The 26967-nt window shown below is 62.6% G+C and carries 26 protein-coding genes and 1 pseudogene; 17 read left to right on the forward strand and 10 right to left on the reverse strand.

Features of this window, described 5'->3' with window-relative positions:
• Positions 1-128 precede the first annotated feature (128 nt).
• Both AAF563_02910 and AAF563_02915 read right to left on the reverse strand, forming a co-directional pair.
• Positions 129-605, reverse strand: a complete 477-nt coding sequence (locus tag AAF563_02910; GenBank protein ID MEM7120200.1) for an Hsp20 family protein — start codon at positions 603-605, stop codon at positions 129-131.
• Positions 606-816: 211 nt separating this feature from the next.
• Positions 817-1242: a rhodanese-like domain-containing protein gene (locus AAF563_02915; protein MEM7120201.1), complete on the reverse strand. Its 426-nt coding sequence runs from the start codon at positions 1240-1242 to the stop codon at positions 817-819.
• Positions 1243-1622: 380 nt separating this feature from the next.
• Between AAF563_02915 and AAF563_02920 the strand changes: the two genes are divergently transcribed.
• The 6 genes from AAF563_02920 to glsA all read left to right on the forward strand — a co-directional run bounded on the left by AAF563_02920 (position 1623) and on the right by glsA (position 7895).
• Positions 1623-2372 (forward strand): SDR family oxidoreductase, encoded by a 750-nt coding sequence (locus AAF563_02920; protein MEM7120202.1) that lies wholly within the window; start codon positions 1623-1625, stop codon positions 2370-2372.
• A gap of 12 nt (positions 2373-2384) precedes the next feature.
• Positions 2385-3140, forward strand: coding sequence for an SDR family NAD(P)-dependent oxidoreductase (locus AAF563_02925; protein MEM7120203.1), 756 nt, complete (start codon positions 2385-2387; stop codon positions 3138-3140).
• The gene (locus AAF563_02930) at positions 3137-4114 is read left to right on the forward strand and encodes a D-2-hydroxyacid dehydrogenase (GenBank protein MEM7120204.1); all 978 of its coding nucleotides are present in this window, start codon (positions 3137-3139) and stop codon (positions 4112-4114) included. The genes AAF563_02925 and AAF563_02930 overlap by 4 nt, the downstream gene beginning before the upstream one ends.
• Positions 4115-4148: 34 nt before the next feature.
• A complete protein-coding gene (locus AAF563_02935) occupies positions 4149-4790 on the forward strand; it encodes a pyridoxamine 5'-phosphate oxidase family protein (protein ID MEM7120205.1) in 642 nt (213 codons plus the stop codon).
• A gap of 368 nt (positions 4791-5158) precedes the next feature.
• Positions 5159-6253, forward strand: a complete 1095-nt coding sequence (locus tag AAF563_02940) for a glutamine synthetase beta-grasp domain-containing protein (protein MEM7120206.1) — start codon at positions 5159-5161, stop codon at positions 6251-6253.
• Positions 6254-6320: 67 nt separating this feature from the next.
• Entirely contained in the window at positions 6321-7895 is a 1575-nt protein-coding gene (gene glsA / locus AAF563_02945) for a glutaminase A (protein ID MEM7120207.1), read from the forward strand.
• A gap of 100 nt (positions 7896-7995) precedes the next feature.
• Here the strand turns inward: glsA and AAF563_02950 are convergent, their stop codons facing one another.
• The 5 genes from AAF563_02950 to AAF563_02970 form a co-directional block, all read right to left on the reverse strand.
• Positions 7996-8361: a nuclear transport factor 2 family protein gene (locus AAF563_02950; GenBank protein ID MEM7120208.1), complete on the reverse strand. Its 366-nt coding sequence runs from the start codon at positions 8359-8361 to the stop codon at positions 7996-7998.
• Between the two features lie 199 nt (positions 8362-8560).
• On the reverse strand, positions 8561-9301 hold the full coding sequence (locus tag AAF563_02955; protein MEM7120209.1) for an alpha/beta hydrolase: 741 nt from the start codon (positions 9299-9301) through the stop codon (positions 8561-8563).
• 18 nt (positions 9302-9319) lie between these two features.
• Complete coding sequence (locus AAF563_02960; protein MEM7120210.1) at positions 9320-11398, reverse strand: FUSC family protein; 2079 nt, start codon at positions 11396-11398, stop codon at positions 9320-9322.
• Between the two features lie 11 nt (positions 11399-11409).
• Complete coding sequence (locus tag AAF563_02965) at positions 11410-11571, reverse strand: hypothetical protein (protein ID MEM7120211.1); 162 nt, start codon at positions 11569-11571, stop codon at positions 11410-11412.
• Between the two features lie 59 nt (positions 11572-11630).
• Positions 11631-14051 carry an FAD-dependent oxidoreductase gene (locus tag AAF563_02970; GenBank protein ID MEM7120212.1) on the reverse strand — a complete coding sequence of 807 codons (2421 nt, stop codon included), beginning with the start codon at positions 14049-14051 and terminating at the stop codon, positions 11631-11633.
• Positions 14052-14319: 268 nt separating this feature from the next.
• Between AAF563_02970 and betA the strand changes: the two genes are divergently transcribed.
• Positions 14320-16005 carry a choline dehydrogenase gene (gene betA / locus AAF563_02975; GenBank protein MEM7120213.1) on the forward strand — a complete coding sequence of 562 codons (1686 nt, stop codon included), beginning with the start codon at positions 14320-14322 and terminating at the stop codon, positions 16003-16005.
• Positions 16006-16203: 198 nt separating this feature from the next.
• Positions 16204-16686 carry a bacterioferritin gene (gene bfr / locus AAF563_02980; GenBank protein ID MEM7120214.1) on the forward strand — a complete coding sequence of 161 codons (483 nt, stop codon included), beginning with the start codon at positions 16204-16206 and terminating at the stop codon, positions 16684-16686.
• A gap of 187 nt (positions 16687-16873) precedes the next feature.
• On the opposite strand, the gene AAF563_02985 is transcribed toward bfr, so the two are convergent.
• Complete coding sequence (locus AAF563_02985; protein ID MEM7120215.1) at positions 16874-17089, reverse strand: (2Fe-2S)-binding protein; 216 nt, start codon at positions 17087-17089, stop codon at positions 16874-16876.
• A gap of 182 nt (positions 17090-17271) precedes the next feature.
• On the opposite strand from AAF563_02985, the gene AAF563_02990 reads away from it, so the two are divergent.
• The 5 genes and pseudogenes from AAF563_02990 to AAF563_03010 all read left to right on the forward strand — a co-directional run bounded on the left by AAF563_02990 (position 17272) and on the right by AAF563_03010 (position 21790).
• Positions 17272-18285 carry a succinylglutamate desuccinylase/aspartoacylase family protein gene (locus AAF563_02990; GenBank protein MEM7120216.1) on the forward strand — a complete coding sequence of 338 codons (1014 nt, stop codon included), beginning with the start codon at positions 17272-17274 and terminating at the stop codon, positions 18283-18285.
• Between the two features lie 40 nt (positions 18286-18325).
• Positions 18326-19483, forward strand: a complete 1158-nt coding sequence (locus tag AAF563_02995; protein MEM7120217.1) for a Xaa-Pro peptidase family protein — start codon at positions 18326-18328, stop codon at positions 19481-19483.
• 135 nt (positions 19484-19618) lie between these two features.
• On the forward strand, positions 19619-20245 hold the full coding sequence (locus AAF563_03000; protein MEM7120218.1) for a nitroreductase: 627 nt from the start codon (positions 19619-19621) through the stop codon (positions 20243-20245).
• Positions 20246-20765: 520 nt separating this feature from the next.
• The gene (locus AAF563_03005) at positions 20766-21278 is read left to right on the forward strand and encodes a hypothetical protein (GenBank protein MEM7120219.1); all 513 of its coding nucleotides are present in this window, start codon (positions 20766-20768) and stop codon (positions 21276-21278) included.
• Between the two features lie 11 nt (positions 21279-21289).
• Positions 21290-21790: pseudogene (locus AAF563_03010) on the forward strand (peroxiredoxin).
• A gap of 169 nt (positions 21791-21959) precedes the next feature.
• On the opposite strand, the gene AAF563_03015 reads toward AAF563_03010, so the two are convergent.
• Together AAF563_03015 and AAF563_03020 are read right to left on the reverse strand one after the other, a co-directional pair.
• Positions 21960-22652, reverse strand: a complete 693-nt coding sequence (locus AAF563_03015) for an isochorismatase family cysteine hydrolase (protein MEM7120220.1) — start codon at positions 22650-22652, stop codon at positions 21960-21962.
• Positions 22649-23494, reverse strand: coding sequence for a TauD/TfdA family dioxygenase (locus tag AAF563_03020; protein MEM7120221.1), 846 nt, complete (start codon positions 23492-23494; stop codon positions 22649-22651). Before AAF563_03020 ends, AAF563_03015 begins: the two co-directional genes overlap by 4 nt.
• Positions 23495-23712: 218 nt before the next feature.
• Here AAF563_03020 and AAF563_03025 point away from each other — a divergent pair, with 218 nt between their 5' ends.
• The 4 genes from AAF563_03025 to AAF563_03040 form a co-directional block, all read left to right on the forward strand.
• On the forward strand, positions 23713-24567 hold the full coding sequence (locus tag AAF563_03025; GenBank protein MEM7120222.1) for a DMT family transporter: 855 nt from the start codon (positions 23713-23715) through the stop codon (positions 24565-24567).
• An 82-nt stretch (positions 24568-24649) separates the two neighbouring features.
• The gene (locus AAF563_03030) at positions 24650-25345 is read left to right on the forward strand and encodes a PAN domain-containing protein (GenBank protein MEM7120223.1); all 696 of its coding nucleotides are present in this window, start codon (positions 24650-24652) and stop codon (positions 25343-25345) included.
• A gap of 235 nt (positions 25346-25580) precedes the next feature.
• Positions 25581-25973 (forward strand): hypothetical protein, encoded by a 393-nt coding sequence (locus AAF563_03035; protein MEM7120224.1) that lies wholly within the window; start codon positions 25581-25583, stop codon positions 25971-25973.
• A 417-nt stretch (positions 25974-26390) separates the two neighbouring features.
• Positions 26391-26967: hypothetical protein (locus AAF563_03040; GenBank protein MEM7120225.1), on the forward strand; the 577-nt coding region annotated here is incomplete at its 3' end.

Raw genomic sequence — 26967 nt, forward strand, 5'->3', positions numbered from 1 at the left:
GAAAAGGGGTTCGCGCAACCGCCTGTAAACGGCGCCGATGTCGTGGAACGAGACTGATCGGCTACTCCGGAAAACGAAAGAGCGCCGGGCCAAAAGCCCGACGCTCTCCTTAGACCATTCAACGATTGTTAAGCGGCCTTCTTGTCGCTCTCGTCGATCAGCTTGCCGGCGACCTTCTCGCCAGACTGGATCGCGATCTTGCGCGGCTTTTTCTCTTCAGGAATTTCGCGCTTCAGATCGATGTGGAGCAGGCCGTTGACCAACCGTGCGCTCACGACCTTGACGTGGTCGGCGAGCTGGAAGGTGCGCTTGAAGCTGCGCCCGGCAATACCGCGATAGAGGAAGTTGCGGTCGTCTCCGGTCTTGTCTTCGGAGATCCGGCCGCTGACGTGAAGGGTGTCCTCACGCGCCTCGATCTCGACATCGTCCTCACTGAAACCGGCGACAGCCATCGTGATCTGATAGGTGTCGGCGTCCAGCTTCTCGATGTTGTAGGGCGGATAACCGGTCTGATCGGCGACACCGGTCGTCGAATCAAGCAGGTTCATCATGCGGTCGAAGCCGACCGTCGAACGGAAAAGGGGAGAGAAATCATAACGGGTCATTGCCACATATCCTCCTATGAGCAACATGTAGTTCCAAGTGGCCCACCCATCTGGGCTGGGCCGGTGAAGTGTCCGCAAATGGCGTTCCCGCAACGCGGCGAACGCCGGACACGCTCTTGATATGGGGCCGATCGGACCGGTTTCAAGTCCCACGGAAGGCCATCTAACCTGCTGATAAGGAACGAAAGTCAGGCGAAATCATGGCGTCTGGCTATTCCTGGCGCCAGGGCAGACCGGCGAGCTTCCAGCCACCGACACGGCCGCGATGGCCTTCGGCGTCCTTGTCGCCTTCGAAGCCCTCGGCGACGTTGTAGCAGGGGCCGAAACCGGCCGCGGTCATCGCCATCGCCGCGTTGCGCGAACGCGCGCCCGAGCGGCAGATGAACAGCAGCGGCTGACCGGCTTCCAGCCCTTGGGCCTTCAGGTCGTCGACAAACGCCTGGTTGGGTGCGCCGTCGGGATAACGCAGCAGCTCAACCAACAGCACGTGTTTGCCGATCGGCGTCAGGTCGGGCACGCCGACATAGCGCCACTCGGCCTCGGTTCTGACGTCGATCAGAACAGCGTTTTCATTTTCGTCCAGCAGCGTCCAAGCATCAGGCGGCACCAGATCACCGGCATAAGGCGGCGTGTTCATGGCTCGTCCCTTCTTTCCTTCAGAAAAGTCCCGGCTCGGCGGCTCTACCGGCATGCCCGAAAAGAACAACAAACGCAACCACGCGCGGCGATGTCAACCATTGCTCATTGGCAGGGAGGAAACGCTCCGTTCCTCCCCTCTCCCCAGCTGGAGAGCGAGCGTGACTTCTGAACTTCTTTACTCAATGCCCGCGGACAAAGGGCGACGTGATGTCTTTATGGCTGCAAGAGTTCGAATCCGCCCGGCAACGTGGCCGGTGCACGCAACCACAAAGATGTGTCTTTGCGCTCGGCTACTCGCCGATGCAACACGCAACCGCCTTCCGATTATCGAACGAGTGGTTTAGGTTCACCGCCGGGTTCGATCGTTTGGGGGACAGTGTGGAGTTTAACGACAAGGTCGTGTTGATCACCGGCGCGACATCGGGCATCGGCGAAGCGACCGCGCGTGCGTTTGCCAACGCCGGCGCACGCTTGATGTTGACCGGGCGCAATACCGAACGCGGTTGCGCGCTGGCCAGCGAAACACGCGGTGCGTTTACCGCGGGCGACATTTCCGATCGCGCGTTCGCCGACCGCTTGGTCGGCGACACCGTCGCGCGTCACGGCCGGCTCGACGTTCTCGTCAACAACGCCGGCACGATCTATCGCCGGACAGTCGCCGACATGACCGACGAAGAGTGGCGGACCACCATGGATGTCAACGTAAACGCCGTCTTCTATCTATGCCGCGCTGCGATCATCGCCATGCGCGAACAAGGTGGTGGCGCCATCGTCAATGTTTCCTCCGACGCCGCCTTTATCGGCGCCAGCGCCATGCCCGCCTATTGCGCCAGCAAGGCCGCCGTCATGCAGATGACCCGCGCAATGGCGCTGGACCATGCGCGCGAGGGCCTGCGGATCAACGCCGTCTGTCCCGACATGGTCAGAACACCCATGCTGGCGAGCGAGGCGCGCCAAATGGGCAGCGACCCCGAAACCTATTTCGCCGAAGGTGGCGAGGGCATTCCCATGGGCCGAATCGGCGAGCCCGAGGAAGTGGCCGATGCCGTTCTTTACCTCGCCTCCGACAAGGCCAGTTTCGTGACCGGTGCCGGCCTCCTGGTCGACGGCGGCGCGACGGCGACATAAGGGGCGGCACTCATGTTTCACGGTAAGACAGCGCTCGTCACCGGGGCGACATCGGGCATCGGACGCGCGACCGCGCGTGCCTTCGCCAAGTCCGGTGCCAAGGTCATGCTGACCGGGCGCAACGAGTCGCGCGGTCAGGACGTTTTGGCGGAGTGCGGCGAGGACGCCGGTTTCCTGGCCGGCAACGTCACCGACTCGTCCTTTGCCAGCCAGCTGGTCAGCCAAACGGTCGAACGGTTTGGCAGTTTAGACATCCTGGTCAACAACGCCGGCATCGATGTTGGCCTCGATGCGCCGCAAACCACGGACGAACAATGGCTCGACGTCATGGCGACGAACCTCGACGCGGTCTTCTATTTCTGCCGCGCCGGTGTGCGCCAGATGCGCCGCCAGGGCACCGGCGGCGCCATCGTCAATATCGGATCCGACTGGTCGCTGGTGGCCGGCAAGCAGGCCGTTGCCTATTGTGCGTCGAAGGGCGGTGTCCTGATGCTATCGAAATCCATGGCGTTGGACCACGCGCGCGAGAACATCCGTGTCAACGTCGTCTGCCCGGCGGAGATCGACACGCCGATGATCGACGAAACCGCGAAAGCCCACGGCAAGGACGTCGCCGAAGCGCGCGCCGCCTTTGCCGAGGCGATACCCATGGGCCGCATCGGCGAACCGGAGGACGTTGCCGCCGCCGTCTTGTTTCTGGCATCCGATGCCGCGCGCTTCATCACCGGCACGGCGCTCAGCGTTGATGGAGGCACCACCGCGCAATGACACGCACACCGCGAATCCTGCTCCATTGCAGTGAGGATTCTTCGACACGGATCGGCGCGCAGATTGAAGCGCATCTGCCGGGAACGGAAACCGCGATCGTCAACGACTACGATGGACTGGCCGCCGGCATAGCGTCCTTTCAGCCGAACATCGTCTACAGCGAGGTCTTCATGCGTGAGGACTATCCGCGTGAGGCGCTGTTCAGCCAGGACGGCTTAACCTGGGTCCATGTTTCCGGTGCGGGCATCAACCACCTGGTGCCCTGGAACACGGATGCGGTGACGGTCTCCAATGCCGGCGGCGTCCAGGATGACGGCATGGCACAGTTCGCCTTCGCGCGCCTGTTCGCGATCAACTGCAACTTCTTCGCCTATCACGAACAGCAGCAGCGCCATGAATGGCGCGAGCTGGACAACCTGAACTCTGTCGGCGGCACCTTGACCGTTGTCGGTCTGGGACGCATCGGCCGCGCGTGCGCGCGCGTCGGCGCGCAACTGGGCATGACCGTTTACGGCGTGCGCGCCAGGCCTGAACCGATGGACGGCGTCGCCGAGGTGGTCAGTCCCGACCGCATGAACGAGGTGCTGGCGAAGAGCGATTATGTCATCGTCGTGACACCGCTGACCGATGCCACGCGCGGGCTGATCGGCGCTGAGGCATTTGCCGCGCTGAAACCGGGCGCCATCATCCACAACATGGCGCGCGGCCACGTCGTCGACGAGGACGCCATGGTCGAGGCGCTCAACACCGGCCGCCTGCGCGCGGCCTCCGTCGATGTCTTCGCTGAGGAACCGCTGCCAGCCTCGAGCCCCTTGTGGGATCAACCCAACCTCTATATCACACCCCATATCGGCGGCATGCTGACCTATGAGGAGTATGACCGCCGCTCGACCCAGGTGTTTCTCGATAACCTCGACCGGTGGCGCGCCGGTGAGCCGCTCGAAAACATCTGTCATCCGGTGCGCGGATACTGACGTCATCCGACACCAGGAAAGAGGGAAGAAGGTCATGAGTGAACCGGCCCTGACACCACCGTCGCCGCGACGCATCACGTCGATCGAGGATCTGGAAGCGCACTATGACGCGCCCGTGCCGCGCTCGCTGATCAAGGAGCTCGATCACCTCAACGAGCACTATCGTCAGTTCGTCGAAAAGTCGCCGTTCGTCGCCGTCGCGACAAGCGGCCCCGGTGGCCTTGACTGTTCACCGCGCGGCGACCCCGCCGGTTTCGTGCGCATCGCCGACGACAAGACGCTGATGATCCCGGACCGGCGCGGCAACAACCGGCTGGATACCCTGCGTAACCTGGTCGCGGATCCGCGCATCTCACTGCTGTTCTTGATCCCCGGCATCGGCGAGACCCTGCGCATCAACGGGCACGCGGAGATCGTCGTCGACGAGGCGCTCAACGACAGCTTCGCGATGAACGAAAAAGCGCCGCGTAGCGTCATCGTGGTCACCATCAACCGCGTCTACTACCAGTGCCAGAAGGCGCTGCATCGCTCGCGTCTGTGGGACCCCGACGCGCAACTGCCGCGCTCGGCCCTGCCGTCGGCGGGCACGATGAACAAGGTCTTCGCTGACGGCGACTTTGACGCCGAGGCCTATGACCGGAACTATCCCGAGCATATGAAAAAGACGATCTACTGAGATCGCCTTCCTGACGGGTCGGACGCCCTGATTGGCGCGTACGCGCCTGGCACCACCGCGCCAAAGCGGCGGGTGTCAGGCCGTCGGGCCCCGTGTCTCTGCCTGCTGGCCCGGCTCCTCACCATACAGAACTGAAACGTTCTTTGCGTCTCGACGCAACGAAGTGGAAACACGGCGCTCCAATCTACGTCAGCGCCGTTCAACGGTTCGTGTTCGCCCCGTGATCACACGTGTCGCACAACAGACACGTGGCCCCCTCCCCGGCGATCAGGCGACCTGTGAACGGCTTGGCGTTTGAATGACCAGAGCGTCACGCGCCGGTTCAATAAACAGCAACAGCTACTGCGGTATTAGGAAGGAAGAGAGAAATGAGCACGCTGAGTTTTGCCGAGTATATCTGGCTAGACGGCGACTGGCCCACCCAGTCGTCCCGCTCTAAAGCCCGTGTTGTCGCGGTTCCCGAAAACCCCGAACCGTCCGATTTCCCTGAATGGAGCTTTGATGGCTCGTCGACGCAACAGGCCGACGGAGACGATTCCGACTGCCTGTTGTCACCGGTCCGTGTGGCGCGCGACCCGCTGCGCGGTGACAACGCCTATCTGGTGCTGTGCGAGGTTCTGAACCCCGACGGCACGCCCCATGAGTCTAACCATCGCGCGACCTTGTGTCGTGTGCTGGACGCCGCTGGTTCCGAGGTCGATGCCTGGGCCGGATTCGAACAGGAATACACGATCTATCATGACGGCCGTCCGCTCGGCTTCCCGGCGAACGGCTTCCCCGGCCCACAGGGCCCCTACTATTGCGGCAACGGCGCCGATCGTGCTTTCGGGCGCGATCTGGTCGAGGCCCACGCCGGCGCATGCACCGAAGCCGGTTTGATGTTCTACGGCATCAACGCGGAAGTCATGCCCGGTCAATGGGAGTTCCAGATCGGCTATCGCGGCATCGATGGCGAGAGCGGCGATGCGCTGAAGATCGCCGACCATCTGTGGCTGGCGCGTTTTCTGCTGCAACGCCTGGGCGAGCGGTTCGAATTGAAGGTGTCGTTCGACAACAAGCCGATCGACGGCGACTGGAATGGCGCGGGTCTGCACACCAACTTCTCGACCGCCGAGACCCGCGATCCCGCTAAGGGTCTGGACGCCATCCATGCGGCCATCGACGCGTTGTCCCATCGCCACGAACACCACATCCCACACTATGGCGAGGGATTGCATGCGCGCCTGACCGGCCTGCATGAGACCTGCGACATCAACACGTTCAAGTCCGGTGTCGCCCATCGTGGCGCGTCGATCCGCATTCCCCAGCCCGTGGCCCTGAAGGGCTACGGCTACTTCGAGGACCGCCGACCAGGCGCCAACGCCGATCCCTACCGGGTTGCGGCATGCCTGGTAGCCTCGGTGTGCGGTGTCTACGACGCTGAACTCGAACTTGCAGATGGGCCCGTTTCGATCGCGGCCTGAAGATCTTCTTTGTCATCGACGAGGGGCCGGACGCTGTGTCCGGCCCCTCAACTCGGGAGTCTCAGACATGCACGGCAAAGACAACAACGCGGTGTTTCGCGCGCTCGATCAGTCCGGACAGGGTGTTGTCGCGGTGCGCGATATCCTGGCACGCCTGGAAGGCGCCGGTCTCGATGCCAACGATCCGCGGCTCGACGCCCTGACGCGGGAACTCCAACGCCACAGCGACGGCAACCACGGCGCCATCGACAGCATCAGCTTCGATGCGCTGGTGACCGCCGGTCAGTCGCTGCTGGAACGCACCGTCAAGGAAGAACTGGTCATCCCCCAGTTCTCGAAATTCGCCGACCAGGTGCGCGACATCTTTGACAAGACGAAGGATAACCGGTCAGGCAGCGTCGCCAGCTACATTCCCCAGCTTGCCCGCGTCGCGCCTGACCAGTTCGGTGTCGCTGTCTGCACGACAGACGGCCAACGGCTGATCCTGGGCGATGCCACGGTCCCGTTCTCGTTCCAGTCGAGCTGCAAGCCGATCCTCTACAGCGCCGCGCTTGAATGCCATGGTGCCGATCGTGTCCATGCTCATGTCGGACGCGAACCAAGCGGCCAGTCGTTCAATGAGCTGACGCTCGACAAGCAGGGTCGGCCCCACAACCCCATGATCAACGCCGGCGCCATCATGTGTTCCAGCTTGCTGCAGCCTGAAGGCGCCATGGCGGACCGGTTCGAACACTTGTCCAGTCTTATCGAAACATTGGCGGGTGGCCGCCGGCCTGGCTTTGACAACGCCATCTACCACTCAGAGCGTGACACGGCCGACCGGAATTTCGCACTTGCCCACTACATGCGTGAGCGCGGCGCCTTTCCCGAAGGAACCGACATCTTCCGAACGCTTGACCTATACTTCGCTGCCTGTTCCATCCAGATCACGGCAGAGAACATGGCGACGATCGCCGCGACCTTTGCCAATGGCGGCGTTTGTCCCCCGACGGGTGAGCGCGTGTTCAAGGACGACACCGTCAAGAACTGCCTGTCGATGATGTACTCCTGCGGGCTTTACGACTATTCGGGCGAGTTCGCGTTTCGTATCGGCATGCCGGCGAAGTCTGGTGTCTGCGGCGCCATCTTTGCCGTCGTTCCTCAAGTGATGGGCATCGCCGTGTGGTCGCCACGTATCGACGAGCTGGGCAACAGCGTGCGCGGCGTCGAGTTCTTCAAGCGCCTGGTCGAGACGTTCAACTTTCACAACTACGACGGCATGGTCGACTCGCGGAAGCTCGATCCGCGCCGCCGCCGTCAGACGGCGGAGTCAAACGCTACCTTCAGCGCGATCCAGGCGGCCAGTCGCGACGATGTCGATGAGTTGAAACGCCTGGTCGCCTGCGGCTATCCGCTAGACCGCGCAGACTATGACGGGCGCACACCGCTGCACCTGGCGGCCGCCGAGGGTCATGTCGAAGCGGTGACCTATCTGCTGGTGCAGGCCGTCGCCAGGAATCCCATCGACCGCTGGGGCAACACTCCGCTCGACGATGCGATACGTCACGATCATCCGGACGTCGCGGATCTGCTGCAACAGTCAGGCGACGAGAACACTTCCGACACGACAGATGATGAGGCGGCGAACCGTCAGATTCACTAGAGCGCCGCCATGCTTTTCCGCTGCCGTTTCGCTGGCTACCCAGAACGGAGGCATGTGGTTGGGTGGAACCGTATCAACGCTTCACCTAACCACGGCCCCTTTAGAACGCGGCCTTCCATTGCTCGGTGTCGATGAACCAGCGTTCTTCGAAGACGAGACTGTCTTTGAGCTTGAACAGAACCGCGAGTTGGCTGCCATCCGGCACCTTCTCACTCGTCCACTCCATGATCGAGACGACCTCTCCGGCATCGCCGATCTGACGGATTGACGTGATGTTGAAGCCCGGCGGCAGCACGGCGCCCAGGTTCTCCAGTGCGCTTCGAAACGCCGCCGTGCCTTCAAGCACATCGTTCTGACCGGGCATCACAAAGATCATGTCCTCGGTGTAGTCCGCGATCAGCGTATCCCAGTCGCCCCGCGCAACCGCTTCCCATCCACGTTGTACAATGTCAGCATCACTCGCCATGTCACCCTCCCCCTCGAATGCATGCATCGTTGATTGCTACGTTGGTCCATTGGTGACTTTGTCAACAGACCCGCATTTTGCACACTAGCGAATCGTCGTTGGCGAGCCCACAAACCATGGCGGGAATGCGCCGAGAGCAGATCGCACTTTATCTGACTCGCTTGCGATACAGATGGAGTGTGTGAATCTGCTCTAGACGTCATGCACCGCGTTCACCGCGCGCAATCGCCTCCAGCAGATCGGCCGTCGCCTCGGGCGCGATCACCATGGCGTCGTGGCCGGTGTTGAGTTCGTGGACCGGCCAGCCGCGCTCTTGCGCGCGCTCTAGGGCGCCACGCGCCGGCGGATAGGCCGGATCGGTGCAGGTGATGTAGTGGGCCGGCAGACCGTTGCCGACCGGATGGTCGAGATTGACCGGCGTCGTGAACGTGGCGAACGGATGGGGTGTCAGACGTGGCTCCACAAACGCCACATCGTCCGGCTTCGTTACGCCCAGGCCTTCCAAAGGCCCGACCGGCAGGCTGACGCCGCCGCTGGACGTTTCGGCAAGCTGGCGCCGGTCTTCGGCCATGTCGGGCGGCAGCAACGAGAACCAGGTCTCGCCGTCTTCCATGATGGCGGCGTCCAGATAGATCAGCGTAGCGATCCGCTCGGGCACCCGGTCGGCGGCGCCCGTGACGGAACAGCCGCCGAAGCTGTGGGGGACCAGCACGACATCAAGCAGGTCGTTCCAGACCAGATGGTTGACCACGTCGTCGACGAAGACGTCCATGGTGACGTCGCGTGACAGAAGATGACTGCGTTCGCCAAGACCCGTCTGGGTCGGCGTCGTGACGCGATGGCCGCGCGTGCGCAGGATGCCGGCTACGCGGCTCCAGCACCAGCCGCCATGCCAAGCGCCGTGCACCAGAACGAACGTCATTGGTTCGCTAACCGCCACTCATCCTCTCCTCGGCAGCTACACACGCAACCCGGCTATCGCACGGCGCAAGCCCGCCGTCGTCTCAATCAGCTTGCGCGCATAGTAGTATTCCTCGACGACCAGAACGGCCTCGCGCGCGGGCACCGATCCATCCAACGGTACCGTTGTCTGCCACGACCTCAAAAGCTCGTCGACCTGCTCGATGTTCTGATTGCTGTCGATATCGGTGCGAAGCTGGTTGCGAACCTGTTCCGCCAGTTTGTCTTCAAGATCCCGGATGCGCTCGGGCAGAGTGAAACTCTGCAGCGCGCGCACCGAACCAATAAAGAGCGACGCATAACCGACGACCGAGTCGGCGTGGGCCTGCAGTTGATAGCTGTCCAGACTGTGATGGCGCAGGATGAACCGCTCTGAGTTTAGGCCGATCAGCTCACCGGAGAGTGCCTGACTGTCGCCGTTGAGCTGCGCCAAACTGACCTTGGCGACCTCGTCGCCGGCCTTTACCGAGGCGACGGCCGCGTCACAATCCGCCAGCAGCTTTTTCACGACCGGCCGCACATGGTCTTTGGCGTGGATCGGAAACACCAGCCACGAGGCGAGCACCGCCAGCGTGGCGCCCATCGCGGTCTGATAGAGTCGGGCTTCCATGCCGGCAAGGCCGACGCCCTCGATCAGGTGCAGCGCCAGGACGACCACGAAACCGATAAGGCCGGCGGTAATCATGTAGTGCCGCTCGATCAGTACGAAGATGGGGATCGACGCCAATCCAACGAGGACGATTTGAACGGTAATGCTGTCGCCGATCGCGGGTTGCAGGCCGATCGCGATCATCACGCCGGCGGCTGTCCCGACGGCGCGCTCGATGGTGCGTTTGATGGTGGCGCCCAGGCTGGCGCTCAAGACGATAAAGACCGTCATGGTCGCCCAATAGGCGTGATCGAGTTGAAAGATCAGGCCGACGGCCACGGTGATGCCGGCGGCAAGCGCGCCCTGGATAGCGAGCCGCCATCCCATCGACGCGGCATCCTGCTTCGACGACGCCCCACCGGCGGGCCTTTGGACCGCTTCCTGCCACGGCTGGCCGATTGCCGCGGCGGCCTTGCGCATGGCCGCGGCGCTTCTGACCAAACGGGACAGGCCGACCACCTGCCGGACCCAATGAAACTTCTCGATACGCGGTAGATCTGTATCGCCAATCAGATCATCGCGGGTCGCCTGCGCGTCCTTAGCGAAGACCTCAGCGCGCTCCGGGCCCGGTCCGGTTGGCGACATCAACAAGGCGGTCGCGTCCGCGTACATCCGTTTGAAGTCGCGCTGTTCGGTCTTGCTGCCGGGCGGATCGTCGTGACTGTTCTCGACCGCTTCGGTAACGACCTTGAGTGCCATCAGGGATCGCAGACCCGTCGCGTTGATATGCTGCAGGCGCGGCCGCTCGTCGGGGTTCTCGGCCAAGGAACGTTCACAGGCACGCGACAGCATGTCCCATGCCCGCTTCGCCCAGTGCGGCGGCAGATTGCTGTCCGATGACCGGCATGCATTCACCTCCGCGGCGATCGCGCGTTGGAACCGCACGATCTCGCGTTTGAGCACCGCAAGCGCCGACGGCCGCCACAAGGTGTGTTGCACCAACATGCCGACCGTGCCGGACAACAGGGCCGCCAGCACCAGCCACAACGCCTCCTCGCGCGTCGGGTTGACCAGCGTCATGAACATGAACATCAGCGTGAGCATCAGACCGTACTGCGTCGCGATCGGACCATAGCGGCGCAGGTAAAGGCCGAAGGCGATGATCAGGACCCAGACGCTGTCGATCGGCACTTCGCCGAAGCCGATTTCGTGCCAGCCAACGAATACGCCGGTACCAAAGACGGCGACGGCGACGATAACGTTCTTGGCGAACGCGATCGCTTCCGACCATCGTGTGCCGGGCGGCGTGAAAATGAACGCGTTAAGCGCGACGGCCCCGCCCATAACCGCGAAGATCAGGCTATTCGGCGCCCCCAGCCAACCGCCGGCAAAATAGCAGACGCCACCGCCAGCCACGGACACGACGAAGAAGTGGACTCCGCGCGCCAGCTGTATGCCGCCGGGATCGAGCGCCTGAAGCGCTGCCATCCAACGTCTGATCAACGGTCTTTCGGAACTGTCTTGACGAAGTTCTCATCGCAATCAGCCCGCGAAGCCGGCTGTGCCGCCTTGGTCGGCTTTTCCGGTTGCCCGGCAGCGATGAAGCCCGGATCCAGCTCATGCAGGAAGCACGGTGGCGATGCAAACTGGTCACCGGTCATGAGCGCCGTCCGCCGTTTTTCTCAGTGAGCGCCATACCCGACAGCGTCCCACCACGGCCTTAGGAGCGCAACACCTCGTTCGCCGGATCAAACGCGGGATCGGCAAGCACCGTCGCCGCGCACTTCTTGCCGAGCAGTTCGACCGAGAACGCAGCGCCCGGTTCGGCGAAGTCCGGTTCGACATAGGCGAAGAACAGGCTCTTGCCGACGCTGTGGCCATAGCCGCCCGATGTCGTGACGCCGATGACCCGGTCGCCGTCGAAGACTGGCTCGCCACCGAAGACATCAGTGTCTTCAGTTTCGACCTCGCCATAACAGATGCGTGTCACCGGTTCGGCCTGCAGCACGCGCTCGACCGACGCCTTACCGATGAAATCCTTGTCCAACTTCACGAAGCGCATGATGTCAGCCTCGACCGGCGTGATCTCGTTGGTCAATTCCGCGCCGATGCCCTTGTAGGCTTTCTCCATGCGCAGACTGTTCAGCGTATAGGTGCCGAAGTCGGCGATACCGTGCGCCTGGCCCGCCTTCCAAACGGCGTCATAGATCTGCGGCAGCTTGCTCATCGGCGCGTGCAGCTCCCAGCCGAGCGAGCCCACATAGTTGACGCGCAGCGCCGCGAGTTGAACGCCCGCCACCTCGATGACCTGGGCGGTCAGCCAGCGGAAGGCGTCGTTCGACAGATCGGCATCGGTCAGTTCGGCCAGCACATCGCGGCTCTTCGGCCCCGCCACGACCAGGATGCCGATATCGTCGGACGTGTTGCCGATCTGAACGTCGAGCTCCTCGTCCAAGGCCTGCTCGAAAGCATCACCATCGCGGATCTCCCAGGCCGCACCTGAGCAGACGTGGAACCAACCCTCGTCCAGCTTGGTGATCGTCGACTCGCCCTGGATCCGTCCGTTCTCGGCCAGCCGATGACACAAGCCGATGCGGCCCGGTTTGCTCGGTACCTTGTTGGCGAACAGCTGGTTGAGCCAGGCCTCCGCGTCAGCGCCGCGCACGTCGAACTTGGCGAAGCTGGAGAGATCCAGCACGCCGACACGCTCGCGCACCGCCCGGCACTCTTCGGCGACAACCTCGAAGACGTTGTTGTGGCGATAACCGGTTTCTTCCTCGCGCCCGTCCAGCGAGAACCATTTCGGCCGCTCCCAGCCGAACGCTTCCGTATAGACCGCGCCTTTGCCTTTCAGCTTTTCATACAGCGTCGACGTGCGCGCCGGGCGGCCCGCCGCCCGTTCGTCGCCGGGCAAATGCTGAATATACATGTGGGCGTAGTCCTGGAACGACTTGTCGCGGGTGTAGTCGGTGTCGGCGTAACGGCCAAAGCGGCGTGGATCGACGCTCGCCATGTTGATTTCGGAATCGCCATGCACCATCCACTGGGCGAGATATTTGCCCGCACCGCCGCCCTGGGCGATGCCAATGGAGGAACCGCAGCACATCCACGCGTTCTTCAGCCCGGCCGCGGGACCCAGTAACGGGTTGCCATCCGGCGTATGCGGGATGGCACCGTTGACGATGCGCTTGATGCCGGCGTTGCCGAAGATCGGCACGCGCTGGAAGACCTTCTCGACATAGGGCAGCACGCGATCGAGCGCGTCGTTGAACAGTTCGTTTTCCGAATCCCAGGCCGGCGAACCGCCGGTCTCCGCCCAGGCCTCCGTTGCCTCCCACTCGTAGATGCCGATCAGGCCGGCTTTCTGTTCCTGGCGGTAGTAGCAACTTGCCCAGGGATCGCGCATCACCGGCATCTCTTCGTCGCGCGCGATGAAGTCCGGCAAGGCCTCGGTGACGATATAGTGATGCTCCATGTTGGTGATCGGCGCGAAGGTGCCCATCATGTCGGAGACCTCGCGCGCGTAGCAGCCGGCGGCGTTGACGACGTACTCGCAGGTGACGTCACCCTGCTCGGTCATCACCTTCCATTCGCCGGACGGCAGCTGCTCGATGTCCAGCACGCGGTTGCGGCGCACGATGGTGACGCCCATCTGGCGCGCGCCCGCGGCCATAGCGTTGCAGCAACCGGCCGGGTCGACATGGCCGTCATCGGTGGTCCACGCCACTGCCAGCACGCCGTCGGTGTTCAGGAACGGATTGATCTCCTTGGCCCGCTCCGGAGTAACGATCTCCATGAAGAAGCCGACATTGGGCGCGAACCCGGCGACCTGGTGGAACATGTCGACCTCGGCCTGCGTCACCGCCAGACGCAGACCGCCCGCGCCGTGCCACCCGGCATACTGCCCGGTCTTTTCCTCCAGCGTCGGATAGAGCTGGTTGGAGTAGTGGTGCATCTTCGCCATGTTGTAATCGCCGATGAAACTCGGGCATTGGCCCGCCGCGTGCCAGGTCGAGCCGGACGTCAGCTCGCCCTTTTCAATCAGCATCACATCGGTCCAGCCTTCCTCGGCCAGGTGATAGGCAAGGCCCACCCCCATCATGCCGCCGCCGACAATCACCACCTTGGCTTGATCACGCATGGTCCAACTCCCGAAAGGCGCCCGAAGGATCGATATCCCGGCGCTTGTGGATCACGTTTCTAGCGGTTTTCGATCACATGAGGCAATCGGGAACCACGCCGCGAATCCGTCGACAAGCCTAAGCGCCGCTTGGACCAGACGAACTGTCCGTTCTGGTTCCATGGCGCCTGACACGTCGCGCGATGCCCTGCGTGCGGCGCTGGCGTCGCGTGCCGTTGACGGTTAGTTTCCGCTAAAGAGAAGCGTGTGACGATCGGGGGTTGAGGCCATGGCCGCAGGCGGCTGGGATGCGGAATATGATTACGTCATTGTCGGTGCCGGATCGGCAGGCTGCGTCATGGCGCGCCGGCTTTCCGAAGATGCCGAGGTCAAGGTGCTGCTGCTTGAAGCCGGCCCTATGGATACCGGCTTCCAAAGCTGGAAAATCCACATGCCGACGGCGTTCGCCGAGCCGATGCAGGACGATACCTATAACTGGTTTTATGAGTCCGAGCCTGAGCCCTATCTGAACGGCCGTCGCATCCACTGTCCGCGCGGGCGCGTCTTGGGCGGTTCGTCCTCGATCAACGGCATGGTCTATATCCGCGGCCACGCGCTCGACTACGACAAGTGGGCACAGATGGGCTGCCGCGGCTGGTCCTATCGCGAGACCCTGCCCTATTTCCGGCGTGCGGAGAGCTTCGACCAGGGCGAGAACGAGTTCCACGGCGGCGACGGACCGCTGCACGTCACGTCCGGACGGGTGAACCGCAATCCCCTCTACGAGGCCTTTATCGAGGCCGGCGTCCAGGCCGGTTACGCCGAATCGAAGGACCTGAACGGCCACCGCCAGGAAGGCATTGGCCGCATGGATCGGACAACCCACAAGGGCCGGCGCTGGAGCGCGGCGGTCGGGTTCCTGAAACCGGTCATGGACCGCCCCAACCTGACCGTCGAGGTGAAGGCGCTGACCAACCGGATTCTGTTCGAAGGCAAGAGCGCAACCGGCATCGAGTATGTCCGCGACGGGCAGATCAGAAAGGTGCGCGCGACCCGCGAGGTCATCTCATGCGGCGGCGCCATCAACTCGCCGCAACTCCTGCAGCTCTCCGGCATCGGCAACGCGGACGAGTTGCGCGGTCACGGCATCGATGTGGTGCATGACCTGCCGGGCGTCGGCGAGAACCTGCAGGATCATCTGGAGGTCTTCGTGCAGCACGAGTGCACGCAGCCGATCAGCCTGCTGAACGCGCTCTCACCGTTCGGCAAGATGAAGGTCGGCGTCCGCTGGTTCCTGTTCAAGGACGGTCTGGCCGAGACCAACCATTTCGACGTCGGCGGTTTCATCCGCACCCGCCCGGGCATCGAACACCCGGATGTTCAGTACCACTTCCTGCCCATGGCGATGACCTACGACGCCAAGAACATCAACAAAATCCACGGCTATCAGGCGATGGTCGACATGATGCGCCCGCTAAGCCGCGGCCATGTCAAAATCCGGAGCGCCGACCCGCGCCAGGCGCCGGAGATCCTGTTCAACTATCTGAAGGAAGAAGAGGACGTCCGCTGCCTGCGCGACGGCACGCGGCTGACCCGCGAGATCTTCGCCCAGAAGGCCTTCGACCCCTATCGCGGCAAGGAGCTGTGGCCGGGCGAGGACGCCCAGACCGACGCCGAGCTCGACAAATGGATCCGCGAGACCAGCGAGAGCAGCTACCACCCCTCCTGCGCCTGCAAGATGGGCTCCGACAACGACCCCATGGCGGTCGTCAGCCCGGAGCTGAAGGTCTATGGCGTGGAGAACCTGCGCGTGATCGACTCCTCGGTCATGCCCAACGTGGTCTCCGGCAATCTGAACGCGCCGACCATCATGATCGCGGAAAAGGCGTCGGACATGATCCGCGGCAAAGCGATGCTGCCGCCGTCCGACGCCCCGGTCTGGGTGCACCCGGACTGGGAGACGGAGCAGCGCTAAAAGCAAATGTCTTGGGGCGGAGCGGTGCCCGTGACATTGCCAGCGGCAATTGAAAGCAAGGCAAAACAATTAGTTTTCAGTAAAAATACAACAAATAATTGCAATTGCGAGTAATTCTCACGCTTTTTGCTTGCACCCCTTCGAACGCATGCTATCTGTTTAGAAGCGTTTTAATTTTCCATAGAAGGGGCCAACGCCATGAAAGGCGATAAAAAGGTCATCCAGCACCTCAACGTGGTGCTAAAGAACGAACTGACGGCCATCAATCAGTACTTCCTGCATTCACGCATGCTGAAGAACTGGGGCGTGACGAGGCTCGCCGATCACGAGTATCACGAGTCGATTGACGAGATGCGTCATGCCGACTCACTGATCGAACGTATCTTCCTCCTGGAAGGGCTGCCCAACCTTCAGGATCTGGGCAAGCTGATGATCGGCGAAAGCGTCGAGGACATCCTCAATTGCGATCTGAAGCTGGAGAACGACGCCATTCCCGACCTGCGCGAAGCGATCGCCTACTGCGAAAGCGTCAGCGACTATGTGACCCGCCACTTGCTGAGAGAGATCTTGGATAGCGAGGAAGAGCATGTCGACTGGCTGGAGGCGCAGTTCGACCTGATCAAGATGATGGGCATCCAAAACTACGTGCAACTGCAAAGCAGCCCGGCCGACGACGACTAGACCGAAGTCTATCGGATCAGGGCTCGCCCTGATCCGACCCGGCGTTATCTGTCTTTTCCTGCGGGTTCAGGCTCTTCTGGCGGCGCTGTTTGCGCTTTTCCAGGTAAGAAGTAAGAGCGCTTAGCGCGATCGCGAAGTTCTCGGGCTTAAGCGATGGCCACGCAAACACGGATAGCGGTGACGGGCGTCAGGCGGTGGCTGACGTTGTGGTGTGGAAGGCGATCGAGGAAACCGTCGTCTCGCCGTGGATGTCGTCGATCAATGTCTGGGCGAAGGCCAGGCATTGGCCACACTGTGGGCGGCCGCCAAGAAGGTCATAGGCCTTCAGGGCGCAGCGCACACCGGAGCGCGCGACCTCGACAATCTCGCCTTCCCGGTGACCGTTGCAGATGCAGACGTACATGTGCTTCTCCGCTTCGACGCGAATCTGGCGTTGATGAGAATGAATGTCAATCTCATACTTGGCCGCCGCCACGGCGAAACGTGCGCAAAAAAGCGCGATAAACCGTGCCGAACCCATTGCGTCCAGCGGCTTTGGTCTTGAGAGTAAGGCCGCTTGTGACGGCGGCATAAGGGGGAAGCGCCATGGCGGCCAAGGCTCGTAGAGGTCGTGATCTCGACTTCATCCGCGACGGCAAACGCTCGACCTGGATCGAGGTGCCGGCGGGACGCGGCAAACGGCCGGTCCGACTGCCGATCACCATCGTGCGCAACGGGCCGGGTCCGGGCGTGCTGTTCACCGGCGGCAACCATGGCGACGAATACGAAGGTCCGATCGCGCTGATGAAGCTGATCCGCGAGCTCGAGCCTAAGGATCTCATCTGCGGCACCGTCGTCATCATGCCCATGATCAACCCGCCTGCCATCGCGGCGGGCACGCGCACGTCTCCGCTTGACGGCAAGAACCTGAACCGCATGTTCCCAGGCAAGGCGCGCGGCACGGTGACGGAGCGCATCGCACACACGATCACGACCGAGATCCTGCCCCATGTCGAGACGGTCTATGACCTGCATGCTGGCGGCGTAGCGTCCCAGATCATCCCCAGCGTCATGATTCACAAGCTGCGCAGCAAGCCATTGATGGATCGCACAGTCGCCGCCATGCGGGCATTTCGCGCGCCGGTCGGCATCCTGATCAAGGAGTTCGAATCCGAAGGCATGCTGGACACGACCGTCGAGAAGATGGGCAAGGTCTTCGGCTGCTGCGAGTTGGGCGGCGCCGGCATGTCAACGCCGGAGACGGTCGATGTGACGGAGACCGGCGTTCGCAATCTGCTGATTCATCTCGGCATGCTGAAAGGCAAACTTAAGACGCCGGTGTGGATGGGCAAACGTCAGACCCGCATCCTGGAGGCCATGAGCTATGGCTGCTACACCCATGCGCCGGCGGCGGGCATCTATGAACCCTTCGTCGCGCTTGCCGACCGCGTAAAGAAGGGTGAGCCCGTCGGTCAAATCCACAATCCCAAGGCACCGGGTCGCCCGGCCGCCGTCTGCAAGGCGCCCGCCGACGGCATCGTCTTTACCCGACACGCCTTTGGCCTGATTAAGAAAGGCCAGGTCGTCGTTACCGTCGCGCAGCCTTCGAAAGACTACTGACCCGCAAACCCCAACATACACCGCGACAGGGAGGACCCCCATGCCCGCCGCCTTCGAGACGTCCGAATACCGCGACCGCGTTCAACGCACCGCCGCCAGCATGGAGGCGTCGGGTATCGATACGCTGGTCATCCTGTCGGAAGCGCACATGGACTACCTCACCGGCTACGCCGGGCGCTCGGCCTATGTGCCTCAGGCCGCCGTGCTGCGCGCCGGCGACACCGACGCCACGCTGATCCTGCGCGAGATGGACATCCACTGCGCCTACCCCACCGTCTATCTGGACCACGACAAGGTCACCTTCTACCCCGAGAGCTATATCGGCACGCCCGACCGCTCGCCGTGGGACGTCATCGGCGCGCGCGTCTTGGAGATGGCCGGCGATGGGCGGATCGGCATCGAGTTCGGCGCCGACAGCTTTTCCCACGGCGACTACCAGGCACTGTCGAAGGCGATGGGCGGCCGCGACGTCGCCGATGCCAGCAACGTCATCGTCCCGGTCAAGGTCAAGAAGTCGCCGGCGGAGATCGCCTGCATGCGACAGGCCGCGACCATTGTCGATCAAGCGCTGACGAACGGCATCGCCATGATCGAGCCGGGCGTGCGCCAATGCGATGTCGCCGCGCGCATCACGCACGACCTGATCGCCGGCACACCGGCGTTCGGCGGCGACACGCCCCCGCCCATCACCATGCCGACCGGACCGGGCGTCGCCCAGGCGCCGCATTTGAAGTGGACCGACAAGCCGTTTGAGGCCGGCGACCAGACCGACTTCGAGGTCGGTGCCTTTGTGCATCGCTATTGCTGCGGCCTGTCGCGCACGACCTATGTCGGCGAACCGCCGGCGCGCCTCGTTCAGGTCCACGACGCCGTCCAGGAAAGCTGGCACGCGGCGTTCGACGCGATCCGGCCCGGCGTCACCGGCGGCGATATCCATCGCGCCTTCGCCAAGGCATTCGCGCCCCACGGCATACGCAAGGAATCGCGAATCGGTTATTCGATCGGCATGAACTGGGGCGATCTTTGCTTCAGTCTGCAGGACGACGACGAGAACGTCCTGGAGACCAACTACACGCTGCACTTGATCATCGGCATCTGGGAGCCTGACGACGCCTATGTCTTCAGCGAGACCATCCGGGTCGGCGAAGACAAGGGCGAGAGCCTCTCCAAGATGCCGCGCGAACTCTTCGTGCGGTAAGGCAACGCCATCTCACCCTGCCCTCTCCCGCGTGCCGGGAGGGTGCGAACCGATGTTATGCCACATCATTCTTGCAATTAAGACGCATTCTCAAATAGGATCGCGGCCCCTATAACCAGCCCTGGGAATCTCTCCATGCAAGACGGCCTGGTCACGCCCTTGGCATCACAAGACGAAACCGACATCGCGCTCGACATGCTGCTGTCGCGCGCGTCCATCTCGCCCGCCACGATGACGGAACCCGGTCCGGAAGGTCACGACCTCAACGACATTCTGGACGCCGCCATGCGCGCGCCCGACCACGGGCGGCTTCGTCCCTGGCGGTTCCTGACCATCAGCGGCGATGCGCGGCACCGGTTGGGCGAGGTGTTTGTCACCGCGCTGCAAAACCGCGAACCGGGAGCGGCCGATGTCCTGGTGGAACGCGAACGCTCGCGCCCTCTGCGCGCGCCGCTTGTCATCGCGGCCGGCGTTCATGTCGATGCCGACAACGCCATTCCGGAGATCGAGCAGGTGCTGTCGGCAGGTGCTGCCACCATGAACATTTTGAACGCCGCCCATGCGCTCGGCTTCGCGGCCATGTGGGTTACCGGCAAGAACAGCTACGATCCCATCGTGAACAAGGCGTTGGGTTTTCACGCGCCCGATCGGCTGATCGGTTTTGTCTACCTGGGCACACCGAAAGAAGCCGCTAAACCCATTCAGCGCCCCCTGCGCGAAGACTTCGTTCGCGACTGGTCGGGACAGGACGGGTCTGCCTGACAGAGGCTAACTGTGGGGAGCCCTGATCGGGGGGAGCCCGAATCGGGGCGACGTCCGCGACAATCACGCATGTCCGGGCGTTGCTCGATGTCGACTTTCTCGGGGACGGGTCGACATCGAGCAGAGCCTGTTTTGAGGGGATCGCTCCGCGGTCCCCTCAAGGCAGGTGAGTCTACTCTGTCTTTTTGCAGGTAAAGCGGATTCAAGCGGTCACGTGGAGCCGCAAATCGGGTCAACCTGACCGCGATCCACTTTAAGGGTCCGGGCGTCAGGCGGCCGGCCCACGCGATCCTTGCGCGAACGCGGGCCGGCCGCGGCGACGCATCACCTGTCCCCGACCTACTCGGCGAAACGCCCTGGGTGAGAAGCGGCAAGTCCAGGCAACGGCGCTGCTGGTCCACCACGCAAAGCATGGTTGGGCGCGGTGGGTCAGCGGCATGCATCTTATGAGATTAAGAATGAGTTGCAATTGCAAAATGACGTCTCTAAGTTTGCCCGGCAACGAATTGGGGAGTTTCTTATGGCCGTCGATCTCAGCCAGCCAATCTATCCGCCGCATATGCCGATGGCTCATCTGCAGACGGCCCAGGGACTGCTCGTGACATCATTGCGTTTGTGGATCGCGCCGCACCGCGAACCCCATCGCGACCATCAGTTCTGGCAGTCCGGTATGCATGCCGCGCAAATCTCGCCGATGGGGATCCACGCTCTCGACACCATGCTGTGGGTGGTCATGGCGACGGCTAAGCGCGAGCTCGACATACGTTGCGTTAGCTGTCCGGAACTTGGTCTGGACGAGGCCTGGCTGCTGCAGTTGGTCAACCACAGCCAGTTCGGCCTCGTGGCCGAATCCCAAGACATTCTGGGTCTGTGGTTGCCTGAGACGGCGGTGCGCGCGGCTTCGATCAATCTGAATGTGTTCGCGCGTCTCTACACGGCGGCCGGCCTCGTCGTCGAACCGCCCGCCGATCGCGATGACATGCTTCTTCCCGATCCACGGGCCGAGTTCATGCCCACGGGCCTTGTTCACTAAGGAAGCACGCGATGACCGCGACACAAAAGAAGCCTGGCGACCGGGTGCCCGACACCACCTTTCAGGCGCGCCAGCACGGCGAGCCCGCGACGGTTACCAGCGCCGACCTGTTCGACAACAAAAGGGTTGTTCTGTTCGCGCTGCCCGGCGCCTTCACCCCGACCTGTTCCAGCACCCACCTGCCCGGCTTCAACGCCCATGCCGACCGGGTCAAGGCAAGCGGCATCGATGCCATCTATTGCCTGTCGGTGAATGACGGCTTTGTCATGGACGCCTGGGCGCGCGACCAAGGCATCGACGGCGACGTCGTCATGTTGCCGGACGGCAACGGCGATTTCTCCCGTGGCATGGGCATGCTGGTCGACAAGACCGATTTGGGTTTTGGCGACCGTTCCTGGCGCTACGCCATGATCGTCGATGACGGTGTTATCGAGAAAATGTTTGTCGAAGATCGCGCCAAACCAGGCGACCCCTTCGACGTTTCCGACGTAGGCACGGTGCTTTCCTATCTGGAAGGGCGCCCGCACGAGCCTGCCGATCACGATCGAGCCGAATCGCTGAGCGGTTCCGCATGATCGTGTGAGTTCGCTTGCCGCCCATTCAATGCAGCGAATTCACCCTGCCGGATTGGAGAGCTAGGCCGCCCAATCCGGCAGGGATCACTCTTCCTCAGATCCCGCTCTAAGCCGCGCCTAGCGCCGCCACGAAGGCATCGGACGTCGCGACCGAACCGAAGATACCGCCTTCGACCTTGACCATTTCGACGGCCGCATCGTGCAACATTTGGCTGACCGCGCCGCAGCAATCCGACAGCAAAAGGCATTCAAACCCGCGATCCGTCGCTTCGCGTAGCGTTGTGTGCACGCAGACGTCGATCGTGTTGCCAGCGAATGCAATGTTCTCGACGCCCTGGGCGCGCAGCACCGCGTCAAGATCAGTGCCATAGAACGCACCGTTCGCCGTCTTGTCGATAACCGGCTCGCCGTCGACCGGCGCCAGCTCCGGAATGATCTGCCAGCCTGGCTCACCACGCATCAGGATACGGCCCAGCGGCCCGGGATCGCCAGGCGCGGCACCACGTTGTTGCGTGCGCCGGCGTTTCTTGACCGGTAGGTCGGCCAGATCGGCACGATAACCCTGACGCGTATGAAAGACGTGCAGGCCGGCTTGTCGCGCGGCAGCAAGCGCGCGCCCAGCCGGTTCGATCGGCGCGCGCAACGGCGCGACGTCATAGCCCATCTGGCCGATGTAGCCGCGGGGATCGCAGAAATCGAGCTGCATGTCGATGATGATCAGCGCCGAATTGGCCGCCGCGCCATCTTGCGTATCGGGCCACGGATAGGGATCGGCGGGAACGCTTTTGAAACCTGTCATGAAACCGGCTTGTCGCCTTTCAACGTCACCCGGTGCATGACCCGGTGCGCGTCACCATAGTCGTTCGCCGCATAGTGGAGCGCGCAACGGTTGTCCCACATGGCGACGTCGCCTTCGGACCAGCGCCAACGCAACTGGAAGTTGGGCTGTTCAATGTGTTCGAACAGAAAGTTCAGGATGTTCCGGCTTTCGATCGATGTCACGCCCATGATGTCGGTGGTGAAGGCGCGGTTGACGAAGAGCGCCTTGCGTCCGGTCTGCGGGTGACGGCGCACCACCGGGTGGACGCAACCGGGTTGCTCTTCCTTCAACATGCGCAGGCGCGCTTCGCCGTTGGGTGTGTCGGGGTCGAGCAGATAGGGCCTGAAGTTCGGGATACCGTCATGCAGCGCCTCGAGCCCCTCGATCATCTGGCGCATGCGGTCCGACAACGCGTCATAGGCCGCGTACATGCTGGCAAACAGCGTGTCGCCGCCGACATCCGGCAGCTTCACCGCGCGCAGGATCGATCCCAGCGGCGGCGAGTGATCGAACGTGACATCGGAGTGCCAGACGTCGTTGTACTTGCCGCCGCCTCTCTGTTTTTTGGTCTCGACCAGCATGACGTCGGAGTTGTCGGGATGAGGCATCAGGCCGCCATGGGGCGGATCAATCGTGCCGAAGCGCCGCGCGAAACCGGCGAGGTCATCGGCCGTCATCTCCTGGCGCGGAAAGAAGAGCACCTGGTGTTCCAGAAAAGCATCCTGGATCGCCGTGACACCATCATCGTCGATTGACTTCAGGTCCATGCCGGCGATCTCGGCGCCGATGCTGGGTGTGAGCTGACGAAGATTGCCGAGCATGGCGGCCTCCCGTGCGCAACGCGTCGAACGCGTGCTCGATGTCCGTCAGCCTACAGGGCCCCGCCGCTAGTCCTCAAGCGGGCCACGGCAATCTTATTCAGTGGACAGACGAGAATTTTGCGTTTGATTCACCGCCCCGCCGCGCCCATCAAGGACCGTTCCAACCAGTCAGCCCCCGTTTCACCGTGTTTTCCCATCTTCCAACCCACGTAAAAGGCTTGTTGATCACCGGCTTCGGCGTCCTCGTCATGACGCCGGACGGCCTCCTGGTCCGTCTGGTTGATGCCGACGAATGGACCCTGCTCTTCTGGCGCGGCCTGTTGTCGGGCATCGGCATGGCGATCGGCCTGACGCTGATCTACCGCGGCAAGACCTGGGCATTGATACGTAAGATCGGTTGGGCGGGCCTCATCACCGGCATCATCTTCGGCATCGGCACGTGTGCTTTCATCATGGGCATCACCCACACGTCGGTCGCCAACACGCTGTTTATCGTCAGCACGTCGCCGCTGTTCGCCGCCGTCTTCGCCTGGCTGGTGCTGCGCGAGCCGGTTGCGCTGCGCACCTGGCTGGCGATCGCGATAACGATCCTGGGCATTGGTGTCATCGTCTCCGGCGGTCTGGACTGGGGATCGATGATCGGCAACCTCGCCGCGCTCGCCGCCGCCATGACGTTGGCGGTCAACCTATGCACCATGCGCCATTACCAGAACCGCAACATGGTGCCGGCCATGGGCATTGGCGGGTTTGTCGCCGCGCTGATCGCGTTGCCGCTCGCCGCGCCGCTTTCGGTCAGCCAGGGCGATGTCGGCGTGCTCGCGCTCATGGGCCTCGTCATGGTCCCGCTGTCGTTCGGCCTGCTCTTCGTCGGTCCGCGTTACCTGCCGGCACCGGAGGTCGGCCTCATGATGCTGCTGGAGGCGGTGCTCGGCCCGTTCTGGGTGTGGTGGGCGCTGGGCGAGAACCCGGGCACGGCGGCAATCGTCGGCGGCGCCATCGTGCTGGCGGCGCTGGCGATGAACGCATGGCTGGCGCTGCGCGAGGAACGCCGGCAAACGCGACCATCCCCATGAAAATGGAAGGCCGGTCAGAGAACCGCCACACTTGGCTTGCTCTATGGTTTCGTCGGATCGTTATGTGACCGCGGGGATCACCATGCTTCACAGTTACCGTCTTGCGCGCCGGGCGCTCGTCGCCGGGCTTGCCGTGCTCTTGATGGGTGCCATGGCGCCCGTTTCGGCCGAACAGGTTTCCGGCACCTTCGAAAGCGGCGTCGACCGCCCGGGCGGCGATTACCGCACGCTTGATCTGGGCAGCGCGGAAGCGACCGCCTGTTTCAGCGCCTGCGCCAAGGACGACCAGTGTCTGGCCTGGACCTACAGCGAGCCCGGCGTTCTCGGCGAAACCGCACAGTGCACGCTAAAGAACGAGGTGAACGCCGGCATGGCCGATCCGTGCTGCACGTCGGGCGTCATGGCGCGCGCCGGTATCGATCCTGACACGGTCGTGCCCGCCGCCAATCAGAGCGGCGAGCCCCACCCATGGGACAACGTGCGGGCCGACGGACGCTGGTGCGCCGACGACCTGATCGCCGCCGGCCACAAGCCGCTCTTCGTTAAGACCGGCGCCGGCATCGACAACACCTATGTGTTCACCGATCCCTTGATGAGCGGCTATGTCGCGATCACCGGCTGCAATCAGGTGCCGTGGAATTGGATCGCCTTTCACCAGGCATGGGTCGAACGGGACCTCACCTACCCCTCCGCCGAGGAGGACCCGATCTACTCGAAAAAGATCGTCTACGAGCATCTGGAAACCGGCAATCAGGTCACCATCGCCTACTTTCGTTAACCATTGTCCCTTTGGAGTCCGGCGTTTACGGACTGTTAAGACTTGGATCGGCCGGCTCTAAGCGTCTGAATCCACATCATTTCGTTCGCTCATATCGTGGCTGACCAACATTATGATCAGTCATCCAAAACGCGAAAGGTCTGCATCCCGCCATGATCTGAGAAACTTCGGCCATGAGCAGCGCCGTCTAGCCCTTCTGCTTAGATCTACCTCGTCCGATTGGAGGGGCAACACCATGGAACCGACGACCTGCACATACGTTATTGGTAGAGATCAGAGCGCCCGCGAAAAGCTTCACCGTTCATTCGAGGCGACCGGCCTCGGCGCGGCCTGGCAGGCCGACAGCCTGCATTCCCTGATGCCGCCTCACGTCTGTTATCCCGAACCCAACATCGTCCTGGTCGACATCACGCACATGGCCGGTGATCTCAGGACCCAGTTGGTCGAGATTCAGAAGGAATACCCGGGCGCGACGTTCCTTTTGATGAGCGAAAAGGTCACCTCGGCCCTGCTTATGGAATACCTGCCGATCGGCATCGGTGGCGTGCTGCCGCTGGATATCGACCCGCAGATGCTGCGTTATTCGCTGGAATTGCTGCTCGACGACACGCTGATGGCGATGAACTGACTGGCCCGTCCGTCAGATCCCGTTATCCAAGCGATCGGACCAAAAAAACTGCCCGGCCCCCAGGGATGGGGCCGGGCAGGAAGTCCGTTCCGGAGTCGTTTGCCAAATCGATACAGCGTTGGCGAACCACCATATAGGGTACGCCTGCTGCCCAATCATCCCCCATGTTGATATCAAGCTGTTGTTTTCTGTGGATAAATGCGGCTTTCCCCTCATCCGCGGCGGACGTTGCGCTGACGCTCGTCTGATCCGGTCCGCGTGGCATCGCCGTTACCGCCGCACGCTCTGCCGCGACACCACCTGACACCTAGAGCGGTTCCTGTTTTCTGATCGGATGGCTTCGCGATTCCGTCAAGGCGGGAGAATCTGCTCTACTTAGCGACAATGAGCGGACTCACGTGTCTAGGGGGATTTCCGATGCCATCCGACCACGACACCCAGCGCAGCCTTATCGTCTTTATCCACGGTCTCAACGACTACGACCGCGACCGCAACCTCGAACAGTTCACCGCGGGCCTTCAAGGCTTCATGACCGATCACAACATTGGCTTCGAGGCCGAACTGGACGCCGCGGACGACAGCGGCCTGCCAACCCGGTTTATCGGCACGGGCGACGGCCGCGTTATCGACGTCGATCTTGTTTTCTGGGGCGATCTGCGCCGCAGCTTTTCCGCCATGTCGTCAATGCAGAAGCTGAAGCACGGCGCCTCGATGTTGCTGTTCTGGATCGTCAGCCCGCTGTGGGGCCAGTTGCTCAGGACGGCACAGTCGCGCCTGCTGGCCGGCATGGTTTTTACCCTGGTCGTGTTCGGCCTCTGGTACTTTTCGACCCTAATCACGGTGGCCGCGACCCCGGATCAGTTGCCCGACTTCCTGCAGGAGCCCGCCCGCGGCTTTGCCGACGCCGTTCAGTCGGCGTGGATCTGGGTTGTCGCGCTCGTCGTGCTGCAGATCATCCCCGCCAACCAGATGATGGATGTCGCCTATTCGGTGC

This window comes from Pseudomonadota bacterium (assembly GCA_039028155.1).
Classification (GTDB): domain Bacteria; phylum Pseudomonadota; class Alphaproteobacteria; order SP197; family SP197; genus JANQGO01.